At 47.2% G+C, this 13,812-nt stretch carries 15 protein-coding genes and 1 riboswitch; of the genes, 1 reads left to right on the forward strand and 14 read right to left on the reverse strand.

Annotated elements, in window-relative coordinates:
* Positions 1–19: 19 nt before the first annotated feature.
* The 13 genes from purH to ACXAEA_RS22275 form a co-directional block, all read right to left on the reverse strand.
* Positions 20–1,558, reverse strand: coding sequence for a bifunctional phosphoribosylaminoimidazolecarboxamide formyltransferase/IMP cyclohydrolase (gene purH / locus ACXAEA_RS22215; protein ID WP_475098013.1), 1,539 nt, complete (start codon positions 1,556–1,558; stop codon positions 20–22).
* Positions 1,537–2,139 (reverse strand): phosphoribosylglycinamide formyltransferase, encoded by a 603-nt coding sequence (gene purN / locus ACXAEA_RS22220; protein WP_475098014.1) that lies wholly within the window; start codon positions 2,137–2,139, stop codon positions 1,537–1,539. Before purN ends, purH begins: the two co-directional genes overlap by 22 nt.
* Positions 2,136–3,179: a phosphoribosylformylglycinamidine cyclo-ligase gene (purM, locus tag ACXAEA_RS22225; RefSeq protein WP_475098015.1), complete on the reverse strand. Its 1,044-nt coding sequence runs from the start codon at positions 3,177–3,179 to the stop codon at positions 2,136–2,138. The genes purN and purM overlap by 4 nt, the downstream gene beginning before the upstream one ends.
* 97 nt (positions 3,180–3,276) lie before the next feature.
* Positions 3,277–4,689, reverse strand: coding sequence for an amidophosphoribosyltransferase (purF, locus tag ACXAEA_RS22230; protein WP_475098016.1), 1,413 nt, complete (start codon positions 4,687–4,689; stop codon positions 3,277–3,279).
* Positions 4,674–6,890 (reverse strand): phosphoribosylformylglycinamidine synthase subunit PurL, encoded by a 2,217-nt coding sequence (gene purL, locus ACXAEA_RS22235; RefSeq protein WP_475098017.1) that lies wholly within the window; start codon positions 6,888–6,890, stop codon positions 4,674–4,676. The genes purF and purL overlap by 16 nt, the downstream gene beginning before the upstream one ends.
* A complete protein-coding gene (gene purQ / locus ACXAEA_RS22240; protein ID WP_475098018.1) occupies positions 6,874–7,560 on the reverse strand; it encodes a phosphoribosylformylglycinamidine synthase subunit PurQ in 687 nt (228 codons plus the stop codon). The genes purL and purQ overlap by 17 nt, the downstream gene beginning before the upstream one ends.
* A complete protein-coding gene (purS, locus tag ACXAEA_RS22245) occupies positions 7,557–7,811 on the reverse strand; it encodes a phosphoribosylformylglycinamidine synthase subunit PurS (protein WP_475098019.1) in 255 nt (84 codons plus the stop codon). The genes purQ and purS overlap by 4 nt, the downstream gene beginning before the upstream one ends.
* Entirely contained in the window at positions 7,804–8,523 is a 720-nt protein-coding gene (gene purC, locus ACXAEA_RS22250; RefSeq protein WP_475098020.1) for a phosphoribosylaminoimidazolesuccinocarboxamide synthase, read from the reverse strand. The genes purS and purC overlap by 8 nt, the downstream gene beginning before the upstream one ends.
* 93 nt (positions 8,524–8,616) lie before the next feature.
* The gene (gene purB / locus ACXAEA_RS22255) at positions 8,617–9,909 is read right to left on the reverse strand and encodes an adenylosuccinate lyase (RefSeq protein ID WP_475098021.1); all 1,293 of its coding nucleotides are present in this window, start codon (positions 9,907–9,909) and stop codon (positions 8,617–8,619) included.
* Positions 9,906–11,066 carry a 5-(carboxyamino)imidazole ribonucleotide synthase gene (purK, locus tag ACXAEA_RS22260; RefSeq protein ID WP_475098192.1) on the reverse strand — a complete coding sequence of 387 codons (1,161 nt, stop codon included), beginning with the start codon at positions 11,064–11,066 and terminating at the stop codon, positions 9,906–9,908. The genes purB and purK overlap by 4 nt, the downstream gene beginning before the upstream one ends.
* Positions 11,053–11,541: a 5-(carboxyamino)imidazole ribonucleotide mutase gene (gene purE / locus ACXAEA_RS22265; protein WP_475098022.1), complete on the reverse strand. Its 489-nt coding sequence runs from the start codon at positions 11,539–11,541 to the stop codon at positions 11,053–11,055. The genes purK and purE overlap by 14 nt, the downstream gene beginning before the upstream one ends.
* Before the next feature lie 142 nt (positions 11,542–11,683).
* A riboswitch (purine riboswitch) is annotated at positions 11,684–11,785 on the reverse strand.
* A gap of 115 nt (positions 11,786–11,900) precedes the next feature.
* Positions 11,901–12,107 (reverse strand): NETI motif-containing protein, encoded by a 207-nt coding sequence (locus ACXAEA_RS22270; RefSeq protein ID WP_475098023.1) that lies wholly within the window; start codon positions 12,105–12,107, stop codon positions 11,901–11,903.
* On the reverse strand, positions 12,104–12,646 hold the full coding sequence (locus tag ACXAEA_RS22275) for a DUF2179 domain-containing protein (RefSeq protein WP_475098024.1): 543 nt from the start codon (positions 12,644–12,646) through the stop codon (positions 12,104–12,106). Before ACXAEA_RS22275 ends, ACXAEA_RS22270 begins: the two co-directional genes overlap by 4 nt.
* Before the next feature lie 248 nt (positions 12,647–12,894).
* Here ACXAEA_RS22275 and ACXAEA_RS22280 point away from each other — a divergent pair, with 248 nt between their 5' ends.
* Positions 12,895–13,236 (forward strand): NIPSNAP family protein, encoded by a 342-nt coding sequence (locus tag ACXAEA_RS22280; RefSeq protein ID WP_475098025.1) that lies wholly within the window; start codon positions 12,895–12,897, stop codon positions 13,234–13,236.
* Positions 13,237–13,299: 63 nt separating this feature from the next.
* Here ACXAEA_RS22280 and ACXAEA_RS22285 read toward each other — a convergent pair whose 3' ends face one another.
* Positions 13,300–13,548: a F0F1 ATP synthase subunit C gene (locus ACXAEA_RS22285; protein ID WP_475098026.1), complete on the reverse strand. Its 249-nt coding sequence runs from the start codon at positions 13,546–13,548 to the stop codon at positions 13,300–13,302.
* Between the last annotated feature and the right edge of the window lie 264 nt (positions 13,549–13,812).

Raw genomic sequence — 13,812 nt, forward strand, 5'->3', positions numbered from 1 at the left:
GCCCTATTAACAAACATGATTAATGCCTGAAATGCCTTACTCCGGTAAATACCATCGCAATGCCATATTCATCCGCTTTCTTGATCGAATCTGTATCACGGACAGAACCGCCTGGCTGGATGATGGCAGTGATTCCTGCTTTTGCCGCTGCTTCAACAGTGTCGTCCATCGGGAAGAATGCATCAGATGCAAGAGCAGCTCCTTCCGCTTTCGAACCAGCTTGTTCTAGTGCAATCTTCGCTGCTCCGACACGGTTCATCTGTCCGGCTCCGATCCCAATTGTCATATCCTTATTTGCTACCACAATGGCGTTGGACTTTACATGCTTAACAACCTTCCAGCCCAGCTTCAACGCTTCCCACTCTGCCTCCGTTGGTTCACGCTTCGTCGGAACCGAGATTTCCGCTTCCTCATATCCAAAAGCATCCTGCTCCTGGACGAGCAATCCGCCTTCAATAGAAGAAAGTGTGGTTTCCTTTGACGTTTCTCCATCAAATGACACCGTCAATAAACGAAGGTTCTTTTTTGCCGTTAAAATTTCAAGGGCTTCGTTGCTAAAAGAAGGCGCGATGATGATTTCGAGGAAGATTTCATACAGCTTGCGTGCTGTCTCTCCATCGACCTCGCGATTCAACGCGATAATGCCTCCGAAAATCGAAACAGGATCCGCTTCAAACGCTTTTCCAAAAGCGTCAAATATGTCTTTTCCTGTGCCAACTCCACACGGATTCATGTGCTTGACTGCAACCGCAGCAGGCTCTGAGAATTCTTTTACAATTTGCAATGCTGCATTGGCATCATTGATATTGTTGTAAGACAGTTCTTTCCCGTGAAGCTGTTCTGCTGCCGCAACCGAAAAAGCAGAACCTAGTGGCTTCTGGTAAAAAGCAGCCTTCTGATGAGGGTTCTCCCCGTAACGGAGGCTTTGCTTCAACTCATAAGTGACCGTCATTTTTTCCGGCTGTTCCTCGCCTGCGAGATTCGTCATGTATTCTGCAATCAGCGTATCATATGCTGCTGTATGGCGAAATACCTTCGCAGCCAAGCGGCGACGGGTTTCTAGAGTAGTTTCGTTGTTATTTTTGTACTCCTCAATGACCTGCGGGTAATCGGCAGGATCGACAAGTACAGATATGTATTGGTGGTTTTTAGCTGAAGCTCGGAGCATTGCCGGACCTCCGATATCAATGTTCTCAATCGCATCCTCCGGCGTCACTCCAGGCTTTGAAACAGTTTCCTTAAAAGGATACAAGTTGACGCAGACAAGCTCGATTTTCTCGATTTCATTTTCAGACAGCTGGGCCTGGTGGGATGGATCATCGTACTTCGCAAGCAGGCCGCCATGGATTTTGGGATGAAGCGTCTTTACCCGTCCCTCGAGAATTTCCGGAAAGCCTGTCACGTCGCTTATGCCAATGACCGGAACTCCGGCTTCCTTAAGTGTATTTTTCGTACCGCCTGTCGACACGATTTCGAAACCAAGCTCGACAAGCTGTTGCGCAAATCCCACGATTCCTTCTTTATTCGAAACACTGATCAGTGCACGCTTTTTTCCCATTTTACTGCCTCCTCTTCTCCGTTCAGCAGCTCCTCCAGAACCTCTGGATATAAGCTGTGTTCAATCCGCTGTATTTTCTTCTGGAGTGACTCCCGTGTCTCGCCGGCAGCAATTCTTACCGCCGCACTCGCGATAACCGGACCGGTGTCCATGCCCTCATCGACATAATGAATGGTCACTCCCGTTGTCTCGACTCCCGCGGCCAGCGCCTGGCCAATCGCATCCTTCCCGGGAAACGCCGGCAAAAGTGACGGGTGGATGTTCACAATTTTCCCTTCAAAAGCATTCAGCAGTATAGGGCCAATCAGCCGCATATAACCGGCGAGCACAATCATATCGACATCCAGACTGGTTAGTTTTTGTAAAATTTCCGCCTCATATGCTTCCTTGGATGAATAACTCTTTGGGCTGATGACCAGAGCAGGAATTCCAAGCATTTCTGCACGGTCAACTGCAAAAGCACCTGGCTTGTCGCATACGAGTAGGCTGATTTCAGCATTCAGGCTTCCTGACTGGGCAGCGATGGCGATCGACTGAAAATTGCTCCCGCTTCCCGATGCAAATACCGCGATTTTCTTCATAAAGTTTCACCAGCCGATTTTACCTGGATTCCTTCAGAACCAGTGACTGTTCCAATCACTGAAGCCTGTTCGCCATGCTCATTAAAAAACTGTACAACTTCCTGGGCAGTTTCTTTATCTACAGCGGCTATCATTCCGATGCCCATGTTAAAAGTATTATACATATCCATGCGATCCAATTGGGCTAATGCTTCCAAAGTATTGAACACCTGCGGTATTTCCCAGCTGCCTTCTTCAATCTCTGCGCCAAGTCCTTCCGGAAGCATTCTTGGAATGTTTTCGATAAATCCGCCGCCCGTGATGTGGGCAAGCCCTTTAAGCTCGAACTGCTTCATCGCGGCAAGCACTGATTTTACATATATGCGGGTCGGTTTCAAAAGCTCTTCTCCAAGAGTGCAGCCGAACTCCTCAACATGGCGGTCAAGCTCCCATCCGGCCTGTTCGAAAAACACCTTGCGGACAAGCGAATAGCCGTTACTGTGGATTCCGCTTGATGCCAGCCCGATCAGCACATCGCCTTCTTTGATCGTTTGTCCTGTGATAATATTCGCTTTTTCACAGGCACCAACCGCAAATCCAGCCAAATCGTATTCTTCAGGAGAGTACATTCCTGGCATTTCCGCGGTTTCGCCCCCGACAAGCGCACAGCCGGCCTGCTCGCAGCCATCGGCGATCCCTTTGACGATCGCTTCGATTTTTTCAGGCTGGGCCTTTCCGCAGGCGATGTAATCAAGGAAATACAAAGGCTCGGCTCCCTGGACGACAATATCATTCACGCACATCGCGACCGCATCGATGCCGATCGTATCATGGCGGTCCATCATGAAAGCCAGGATCAGCTTCGTGCCGACGCCATCCGTACCAGAAACCAGCACCGGCTCCTTAAGCCCAAGGCTGGAAAGGTCGAACATCCCGCCGAATCCGCCAAGAGCCCCCATCACACCGGGCCTGACCGTCCGATTCACATGCTTTTTGATCCGTTCGACCGCCTCATACCCGGCCTCAATATCCACACCAGCCTGCTTATACGCGTTTGCCATGTTCACTACCTCCGATTTGGCTGTTTTTCTTCTTTTAGCCTTCAATTTTCCTCATTTTTGAACAGGAATTGCAACCTGATTACAAACACAAATCCAATCAGCACTTCTGCCCGGCAGTCACTGCCTGCGGATAGATTTCCGTCGGGTACTTCCCGGTAAAACAAGCGAGACACTGGCCACGCGTTTCGCCAGGTTCATTGCGTCCGATCGCCTCAAGCATTCCCTCGACACTTAAAAACGTCAGTGAGTCAGCGCCGATCAATTCTCGAATCTCTTCAACCGAATGCTCGGAAGCGATCAGTTCCTCGCGAGTTGACGTATCAATTCCGTAAAAGCACGGATTCTGGATCGGCGGTGAGCTGATGACGACGTGGACCTCAGTTGCGCCTGCTTCCTTCAGCATGTTCACAATCCTCCGGCTGGTCGTGCCGCGCACAATCGAATCGTCGACCATAATGACCCGCTTTCCTTCCACAATCCCGCGGACAGGTGAAAGCTTCATCTTCACGCCCTGTTCCCTCAATGACTGGGAAGGCTGAATGAAAGTCCGGCCAACATAACGATTCTTGATTAAACCCATTTCATAAGGAATACCTGATTCCTCCGCATACCCGATTGCCGCGGAGATGCTAGAATCCGGAACACCCGTTACGACATCCGCCTTGATTGGCACCTCTTTTGCAAGCTGCTTGCCGAGGTTTTTCCTAGCTGCATGGACGTTGATTCCATGTATGTTACTGTCAGGTCTTGAAAAATAAATGTATTCCATCGTGCAGATCGCCGTAGTCGAAGTCATCGAATACATCTCGGAGTGAAGGCCATCTGCATCAATCACAAGCAGTTCCCCAGGAAGGATATCCCTGACAAACTCAGCTCCGACGATATCGAACGCACAAGTCTCAGAAGCGACTACATAAGCATCACCAAGCTTCCCAAGCGACAACGGGCGCAATCCATGCGGATCGAGTGCGATCATCATTTCGGTTTCGGTCATGATCAAGAATGCATACGCACCCTTCAGCATCGGAAGCGCGTTTTTTACTCGTTCCTTCAGCTGGCTGAAACCGCCACGCTTGATTAAGTGAGCAAGGACTTCAGTATCAGAGCTAGTTTGAAAAATGCTTCCCTGTGCCTCAAGCTGGTTCCTCAGTGCATCTGCATTTACGAGATTTCCATTATGGGCAAGTGCCAATCCTCCGCTTTGCGATTGGAACAGAAGCGGCTGGACATTCTCATAGCCGCCGCCTCCTGCCGTCGCATAGCGCACATGGCCGATTGCGCCCACTCCCTGTAAATCCTCCATCGCATCAGCAGTGAAAATCTCAGTAACAAGCCCTTCGCCTTTTCTGCCCTTTAGCTGAGAACCATCCGTCACTACAATGCCAGTACCTTCCTGGCCGCGGTGCTGCAGGCTGTGGAGTCCATAATACGTAATTTGCGCTGCCTCGGGATGTCCCCAAATACCAAATACGCCGCATTCCTCATTCAAGCCTTTTAGTTCAGCAAGCATGGGATGGCTCCTTTCCAGGCCTTTTTCAGCCCCTCTGCATCATGATTGATCACGTTCTCCCCATTCACATCAATCTTTAAAACTGAAGTTTCAACGACTTTACCAATCAGCACCGCGTCTGTTAAACTTTCAAACTCGATCTGGTGCTCTGGTTTTACCGATAAAATAAAGCGGGATTGTGATTCGCTGAATAAGGCCGATACAGCATTGCCTTCCAGTTCTACCTTAGCTCCAAGTCTATTGCTGCCGATTACGGATTCAGCAAGCGCAACTGCCACGCCGCCCTCCGCGACATCATGCGCTGATGCAACAAGGCCATTTTTGATCGCTGTTAAAATCTGAGTTTGATAGCTTGCTTCCACTTCTAAATCGAGTTCAGGCGCCTTTCCGAAAATCCGGCCATACACAAGCTTCTGCAGTTCGCTGCCGCCGAACTCATCCTTTGTGTCACCCAGCAGATAGATCAAATCGCCGGCATTTTTAAAATGCTGCGTCGTAACATGTTTCAAATTTTCAACGAGTCCGACCATGCCGACAACCGGTGTCGGATAGACAGCTGTTCCATTCGTTTCGTTATACAAACTCACATTTCCGCCGATAACAGGTGTGCTCAATGTCCGGCACGCTTCACTCATGCCGTCGACCGCTTTTTCAAACTGCCAGAAAATCTCCGGCTTCTCCGGATTTCCGAAGTTCAGGCAATCCGTGATCGCCAGCGGTTCACCGCCAGAGCAGACTATATTTCGCGCCGCCTCGGCAACAGCAATCTTTCCGCCTGTTTCCGGATCAAGATAGATATAGCGCGAGTTGCAATCTGTCGTCATCGCCAGGCCCTTCTCTGTGCCGCGGATCCGTACAACAGCAGCATCTGATCCTGGAGATACAACAGTGCTCGTGCGCACCATATGGTCATACTGGTCATACACCCACTCTTTGCTCGCAATCGTCGGCTGCTGCAGCAATGCCAGCAAAGTAGTTTCATAGTTTTCAACAAGAGGAATCTCATTAGCCATCGCCTGGAACTCACGGAAATAAGCAGGTTCACAAGAAGGCTTGTAATAGACAGGAGCTTCTTCAGCAAGTGCATCTGCCGGTACATCGGCAACGACTTCCCCTTTATGTAAAAGACGAAGCATCTTGTCATCGGTAACTTTTCCGATTGCCACCGCTTCAAGCTCATACTTTGAAAAAAGGTCGATGATTTCCTGCTCGCGCCCTTTTTCTACGACAATCAGCATGCGCTCCTGTGACTCGGAAAGCATCATCTCATATGCAGTCATCCCTGTTTCACGCTGTGCAACCAAATCAAGATTCATCTCGATTCCGGAACCAGCTTTGCTCGCCATCTCTGCAGATGAACTCGTCAAGCCAGCCGCTCCCATGTCCTGGATTCCAACAAGTGCATCATTCTTAACAAGCTCAAGACAAGCTTCAAGGAGCAATTTTTCCATGAACGGATCGCCAACCTGGACAGCAGGACGCTTATCCTCAGATGACTCAGTCAATTCTTCAGAAGCAAAAGTCGCCCCGTGTATGCCATCGCGGCCAGTCTTCGCGCCAACGTACATGACCGTATTGCCAACACCGTGCGCCTGGCCTTTCTTGATGTCCTCATGGTTGATCAGTCCAACGCACATCGCGTTTACAAGCGGATTTCCTTCATAAGCGCCGTCGAACTGGACCTCGCCGCCAACTGTCGGAATGCCGATGCAGTTGCCGTAGCCAGCAATCCCTGCTACAACCTGTTCAAACAAATATTTCACGCGCGGCGACTCAAGCTCGCCAAAACGGAGGGAGTTCAATAATGCAATTGGCCTCGCTCCCATTGAAAAAACATCGCGGATGATCCCGCCGACTCCAGTAGCGGCCCCCTGATAAGGTTCAATCGCAGATGGGTGGTTATGGCTCTCGATCTTAAAAACTACTGCTTGCCCATCACCAATATCAACGATTCCCGCACCTTCACCTGGTCCCTGTAAAACCTTCTCCCCAGTGACAGGGAATTTTTTCAGCACAGGCTTAGAATTCTTATAGCTGCAGTGCTCTGACCACATAACCGAAAACAATCCGGTTTCGGTATAGTTAGGCAAACGCCCAAGGATTTTTTCAACAGAAGCAAACTCGCTGTCTGAAAGTCCCATTTCCTGATAAATTTTATCTTGTTTAATTTGCTTTGGACTTGGTTCAAGCATTAACCGCATTTGCTTCCCTCCATTGTTTGACGATTGATTTGAAAAGCTGCAGACCATCCGCGCCGCCAAGCAGTTCATCCACTGCACGTTCCGGATGTGGCATCATCCCGAGGACATTTCCGCGTTCGTTGATAATCCCCGCGATATTTTCAAGGCTTCCATTCGGATTCTCGCCATGGTATGTGAACACAATCTGGTTATTTTCCTTCAAACTAGCTAAAGTCTGTTCATCACAATAGTAGTTGCCTTCACCGTGCGCAACCGGAATCGTGATGACTTCGCCTTTTTGATAGCCAGCAGAGAACATCGTCTCGTTATTTTCTACTTGAAGCTCTACCTGCTTACAGATGAATTTCAGACTGTCATTCCGGCGCATTGCTCCCGGCAGAAGACCTGCCTCGAGCAAAATCTGGAATCCATTGCAGACGCCAAGCACAGGCTTGCCGGCTTCAGCGGCCTTTACGACTTCCTTCATGACATTGCTGAACTGCGCAATCGCGCCAGAGCGCAAGTAATCTCCATAAGAGAATCCTCCAGGAAGAAGCACAGCATCGTAGTCTTCCAGACTTTCAGAGTCATGCCAGACATATTCAGCCTCTTCGCCTAGCTCATCTTTTACCGCATGATACATGTCGATGTCACAGTTCGAACCAGGAAATACGATCACCGCAAATTTCACTGTGCAACAACCTCCTCGACTTCGTACCTGTAGTCCTCGATCACCGGATTTGCCAGCAATCGCTCACACATTTCTTTGACCGCCGCGTCAACGTCCTTCACACTTTCATCCAAAACCAATTCCATATACTTGCCAATCCGGACATCCTGAATGCCTTCGTATCCGTGCGTCGCAAGCGCCCTTTTCACAGCCGTTCCCTGTGGATCCAAAACACTTTCCCTTAACGTGACATACACCTTTACTTTAAACATGCAGTTGTCCTCCCAATCTCGTTAAAATAGTTTCATAAGCATCTGTCAGATTCCCTAAATCACGGCGGAATACATCCTTATCAAGCTTTTGCTGCGTCTCCTTATCCCAAAGGCGGCAAGTGTCAGGCGAGATCTCATCAGCCAGCAAAATCTGCCCGGCAGCATCCTTCCCGAACTCAAGCTTGAAATCGATCAATGTAACGCCTATCTCTGCGAAAATTCCTCCAAGCACACCATTGATTTTTAAAGCAGCATCCTTAAGCTGTGCAACTTCTTCAGCTGAAGCCAGTTCCAGCACATCAACATGCTCATCCGTAATCAACGGATCGCCAAGTGCATCATCCTTCAGGTAAAACTCAACGATCGGCCGTGAAAGCTTCTTGCCTTCCTCGACGCCAAGCCTCTTCGAAAAGCTGCCGGCAGCGTAGTTCCTCACGACCACCTCGAGCGGAATAATACTCACTCGCTTTACAAGCTGCTCATTGGCAGAAATTTTTTCGATAAAATGAGATTGGATCCCCGCTTCGCTAAGCTTCAAGAATAGGAGACTCGTAATCTCGTTATTCAAGGTGCCCTTTCCGACAATCTCGGCCTTCTTCTCTCCATTGAACGCCGTAGCCGAATCCTTATACTGAACCCTGACAATCGCCGCATCCTCAGTAGCATAAATCCACTTGGCTTTTCCTTCATACAACAATGCCTGCTCTTCCATTTCAACGCCTCCGATTGAGATAATTAGCAATCTTCAGTCACTAACAGATAAAACAGGGGCAAGGAAAATCCTCACCCTCTATTAATGTTTCTTTTACAGACCTAAGCGTTCAAAAATCATATCAACATGCTTGATATGGTAGTTGTAATCAAAGCAGTCATCGATTTCCGCTTCGCTTAACAACCCTGAAATCTTCTCATCACTTTCGATTAAGCTGCGGAACTGCACCTGCTTCTCCCAGGCTTCCATCGCCCGTGGCTGGACTGTATCATACGCTTCCTCGCGGGACATACCCTTGTCAATCAAGGCAAGCAGCACACGCTGGGAGTAGATCAAGCCTAGAGTACGATCCATATTGCGCTTCATGTTCTCAGGATATACCGTCAAATTCTTCACGATATTGCCAAAGCGATTAAGCATATAGTTCAATGCAATCGTCGCATCAGGCAAAATGATTCTCTCTGCAGATGAATGTGAGATATCTCGTTCATGCCATAGCGGCACATTTTCGTATGCCGTCGTCATATAGCCTCGGATGACCCTAGCCATCCCCGTCATATTTTCTGATCCGATCGGGTTGCGCTTATGAGGCATTGCCGAAGACCCCTTCTGGCCTTTAGCAAAAAACTCTTCAACTTCCCTTGTTTCGCTCTTTTGCAGCCCGCGAATTTCAACAGCGAATTTTTCAATCGAAGTAGCAATCAAGGCAAGAGCCGACATATAAAAAGCATGTCTGTCACGCTGCAGCGTCTGCGTAGAAATTGGCGCTGGCTGCAGGCCAAGCTTTTCGCAAACATAAGCTTCAACGAATGGGTCAATATTCGCATACGTACCAACCGCTCCTGAAATCTTGCCGAATTCCACATCCCGAGACGCCATTTTAAAGCGTTCAAGATTGCGCTTCATTTCCTCCAGCCAAAGACCCAGCTTCAAGCCAAATGTTGTTGGCTCTGCATGTACACCGTGGGTACGCCCCATCATGACTGTGTACTTATGTTCCTTTGCCTTGTTTGTTAAAATCTCAATAAAGTTCTCGAGATCTTTTAGCAAAATCTCATTTGCCTGCTTCAGTACATAAGATAATGCTGTATCAACAACATCCGTCGAAGTCAGGCCATAATGTACCCATTTACGTTCTTCTCCAAGTGTTTCTGACACCGCTCTTGTAAAAGCAACGACATCATGACGCGTCTCTTCTTCGATTTCCTTGATCCGGTCAATATCGAACGAAGCTTTCTCGCGGATTTTCTGTACATCTTCCTTAGGAATATCACCAATTTCAGACCATGCTTCACATGCGAGGATCTCGACCTTCAGCCATGCCTTAAAGCGGTTCTCCTCTGTCCAAATTGCTCCCATTTCCGGTCTTGTATAACGATCTATCATCTTTTTTGTCCTCCGATCATTTCTGCTGCGCCTTTCCAGATGCCGCTTTCCTCAGCTTCCTGGAGCGCAACCTCCACTTTTTCTCGTAAAAGGGTCACATGCCCCATTTTGCGTTTATGTTTTGCTTCCTTCTTGCCGTATAAGTGAATTTTCCAATCCTGTAAACCTGTTATTCGATCCAGCAGAGGTTGCTGGTGCTCGCCAAGAATGTTCACCATTACAGCTGGCTTCAGCAAATTCGTGATGCCCAATGGCCAGCCGCAGACCGCCCTGACATGCTGCTCAAACTGTGATGTCTCGCATGCTTCGATTGTGTAATGCCCCGAGTTATGCGGCCTCGGTGCCAATTCGTTTATGTAAAGCTCATCATCAATAGTCAAAAACATCTCCACAGCAAGTGTCCCGGTCAATTCAAGTGCTGAAGCAATCTGCTTTGCCGCTATAATTGCCTTCTCTTCAGCCTGCTTGCTGATTCGAGCCGGTACGATTGTCTGGTGCAGGATATTGTCCATATGGATATTTTCAGCTACTGGGAATATAGTGGTCTCCCCATTCGTACCGCGGGTAACAATCACGGAAACTTCCTTCTCGAACGAAATCCATTTTTCCAGCACACACACACCCTGGCTGACAAGTGTTTCAGCTAACGGGATATCGTCCACAGACCTGATGACCAGCTGTCCCTTGCCGTCATAACCGCCCCGTGCCGTTTTCAGGACGGCAGGCAATCCAAGCACTTCGACTCCAGCCCTGAGATCTTCTATCTGAACAACCGACGTGTACGGCGCCACTCTGACCCCGGCAGCCTCGATATTGCGCTTCTCTTCTATCCTGTCCTGTGTGACCCGCAGCAATTCAGTCCCCTGCGGTACATACGCATTTTCCTTCAGCCAATCAAGTGCATCCGCATCGATGTTCTCAAACTCATATGTGATTACATCACTGATGTCCGATAACTCTTTTATTTTATCCAGTTCATCATAGCCCCCGACAATTTGCTCATCCGCCACCTGGCCGCACGGGCAATCCTCGGTTGGATCGAGAACTGCTACCCGAAACCCCATCGCTTTTGCCGAAAGAGCCATCATTTTGCCAAGCTGGCCTCCGCCTATGATCCCAATTGTCTGTCCTGGTAAAATCACTTTAGACAAGCTCATCACTGCTTTCTATCACCGACATCTTTGTTTCTTCCCTTAATCGCTCGAGTCTCTCGGCAACTTGACTGTCAAAAGCACCGAGAATCTGCGCTGCCAACAGCCCCGCATTCTTTGCCCCCGCCTTGCCAATCGCCACAGTCGCAACCGGCACACCTCCAGGCATCTGCACAATCGACAAAAGTGAATCCAGTCCGTTAAGCGCTTTTGACTGAACTGGCACACCGATGACCGGCAAAGTCGTTTTCGCCGCAACCATTCCTGGTAAATGCGCCGCTCCGCCAGCTCCAGCAATGATGACCTTGATCCCTTCATTCCTCGCACCTGCTGCAAACTCAAACATCAAGTCCGGTGTCCGATGCGCTGAAACTACCTTTTTTATATATGTAACCTCTAACTGATCAAGTATGTCGCACGCATGTTTCATTGTTTCCCAATCCGATTTGCTCCCCATAATGACTGCAACCGATGCACTCATCTATCTAACCTCCCTGTTTGGAGTATCAAAACAAAAAACCCGGATAGACTACTCTCTCTACATAAAGAAGAGAAAGTAGTCTGTCCGGGTGCATGCGCAAAGAAATCGATACTCAAAAGAATATGATTCCTGTTCCCTTCACTGCAAAACTACTTCCCCTCATAGTCCGGCGATTTACGGTTACCGGGTAGAGACTCATGGGCCATATCCCCATTATTATACGAGGGAAAAACTAAATATCACTTTCGACAACTACATATTACCAACCAAATCGACTTTTTGTCAATCAATAATCGAACATTGCATTGTTTTTAAATTTCTATTGTTCGTATTTTGACACTTTAAATAACTAACGGATTTTACTCTTCAATCAGCTTTGCTTCAAAAATAATCTGTCTTCCCGCAGGCTCATAATCAACCGAACCGCCCTTCTCCACTTCCTTGAAAACCGGCTTCTCCATCCTGCGTACAGGAGCATATCCATCCTTCTTCATTCTATTGAGGCAATCATCAATTGATTCATTTTCTCCGACTTCATACATTCTTTTCTTTTCAACCTTGCTCATGAAAACAACTTTCCTTTCCGTACAGACTTTACCCAGAACCCGCCATGGATTGCCTTCGGTTCATAGGCAATGATGAACGCTTTTGGATCCAATTCCTTGATCTTTTCGTACAGCTTAAGTTCATATTTCCTCGGGGTTAATATCTGCATCGCCATGCGGTCGCCTTCCAGTCCATGTGCTGCCCAGTCCGTTACACCATAGCCTTGTGCACGCAAAGCCTTGGGAAGGTCAACATCATATTCTTTTGTGATCACATTAATAGTAATATAACCAAGTGCCAGCTTCTCTTCAATTTTCATACCGACAATGACCCCGATACCATATCCAACTGCATAGGCAATCAAATTCTGTATTTCATTCAAATTTTCAAGAACCAGACCGAGCCCAACCACATAAATCACGACCTCGATCGTACTAAGGCCAGCAGCTAGATAACGCTGCCCCTTCAACGTCAGGATCATCCTGATTGTAAAAAACGACACATAGACAATATTGATTATTAGGATGATGGCTACCATGACAAAACTATTCTCCAGCATTTAAAAACCTCCAGACATCTCTTCTAATAAGCCTTAATGTTCGCATTAATCAAACCGCTTGTAAAGCAAGTTGCAAGTTCTTTAACGAAATAGACATCTTATATTAGGTTTCCTCAAGCCCAGAATTTGAAACTTTTTTTTGAGTTCGTTTTTCCAAATTAAGTTGACTATGATTGATAAATACAAGTAGCATGGAAGAGTATACCAATTTTCAATGTTTTTATTCTTAGAAAGAGGAGTTGTAGTCAATGTTTTACAGAAGAAAATTTTACATTGTAAAAAACGATTTTGTAGATATATTTAATAAGCTTTTTAATGAAATTAACCTTCCTAATCAACTCAAGCATGGTGCCAGGTTAACCGGAAGATGGATGCTGCCTCACGATGAATCAACAACGGAAATATTCGCGATCTGGGAGTATGACAGTTACGAGGATTACGTAAAAATAGAAGATAACGTAAGAAGCGACAGTGAACACGTCAAACGCATCCAAAATTGGTACGAAGCACATGGCGGACGGGAATATGTACACAAAACACATTTTTTAGAAGTTAAGAATGAGAAGTTGGCTTCAACTCTAGATTTGTAAAAAAATAGACAAAGAAAAAAGGACACTACACTGTCCTTTTTATCTTTCCTTTTATATCTCGATTCAATCTTTATGGCACTCGACTTTGAATGCCAGCATCCAAGATATCCAGACTAACACTAAACCCAAGATTAGTTCAGGTATGAGTACATATAATAAATAAAACTCAGTAAGCCTTTGAGCTATTTCAGGCTGTCTTGCAATAGCTTCAACCGCAGCCGCTCCTGATATTCCAATTCCAAGACCAATCCCTATGAAACCCATTAATGCTATAGCCGCAGCAATACAGCATTTCGTTACTACACTTCTCATTTTTCCACCCCACTATACAGTTCCCTATCACTTTATTCAAGAATACTGAGGCGGTATAGACATTCATCCTGAAGAAATACTAAAAACTCTCCTGATTTTTGGGGACAAAAGTTAGAATCAGTTTAATAATGTCATCCTTAAATTTTTGGCCAGTAAAAGGCATTTTACCATTAAGCTAAATTTATTCTTGGTAGCTGTATAAAATTTTCCAATGACGGATTTTGAACACAAAAAAGAACAGCTGAAATCAGCTGTTCTTTCGTG

The sequence above is a fragment of the Mesobacillus sp. ABV4_180 genome, assembly GCF_056158485.1.

What these genes read in the sequence shown, in the direction of transcription:
- purH (WP_475098013.1), bottom strand. Translation starts at nt 1,558, where the DNA reads ATGGGAAAAAAGCGTGCACTGATCAGTGTTTCGAATAAAGAAGGAATC.
- purN (WP_475098014.1), bottom strand. Translation starts at nt 2,139, where the DNA reads ATGAAGAAAATCGCGGTATTTGCATCGGGAAGCGGGAGCAATTTTCAG.
- purM (WP_475098015.1), bottom strand. Translation starts at nt 3,179, where the DNA reads ATGGCAAACGCGTATAAGCAGGCTGGTGTGGATATTGAGGCCGGGTAT.
- purF (WP_475098016.1), bottom strand. Translation starts at nt 4,689, where the DNA reads ATGCTTGCTGAACTAAAAGGCTTGAATGAGGAATGCGGCGTATTTGGT.
- purL (WP_475098017.1), bottom strand. Translation starts at nt 6,890, where the DNA reads ATGCGGTTAATGCTTGAACCAAGTCCAAAGCAAATTAAACAAGATAAA.
- purS (WP_475098019.1), bottom strand. Translation starts at nt 7,811, where the DNA reads ATGTTTAAAGTAAAGGTGTATGTCACGTTAAGGGAAAGTGTTTTGGAT.
- purC (WP_475098020.1), bottom strand. Translation starts at nt 8,523, where the DNA reads ATGGAAGAGCAGGCATTGTTGTATGAAGGAAAAGCCAAGTGGATTTAT.
- purB (WP_475098021.1), bottom strand. Translation starts at nt 9,909, where the DNA reads ATGATAGATCGTTATACAAGACCGGAAATGGGAGCAATTTGGACAGAG.
- purK (WP_475098192.1), bottom strand. Translation starts at nt 11,066, where the DNA reads ATGAGCTTGTCTAAAGTGATTTTACCAGGACAGACAATTGGGATCATA.
- purE (WP_475098022.1), bottom strand. Translation starts at nt 11,541, where the DNA reads ATGAGTGCATCGGTTGCAGTCATTATGGGGAGCAAATCGGATTGGGAA.
- ACXAEA_RS22270 (WP_475098023.1), bottom strand. Translation starts at nt 12,107, where the DNA reads ATGAGCAAGGTTGAAAAGAAAAGAATGTATGAAGTCGGAGAAAATGAA.
- ACXAEA_RS22275 (WP_475098024.1), bottom strand. Translation starts at nt 12,646, where the DNA reads ATGCTGGAGAATAGTTTTGTCATGGTAGCCATCATCCTAATAATCAAT.
- ACXAEA_RS22280 (WP_475098025.1), top strand. Translation starts at nt 12,895, where the DNA reads ATGTTTTACAGAAGAAAATTTTACATTGTAAAAAACGATTTTGTAGAT.
- ACXAEA_RS22285 (WP_475098026.1), bottom strand. Translation starts at nt 13,548, where the DNA reads ATGAGAAGTGTAGTAACGAAATGCTGTATTGCTGCGGCTATAGCATTA.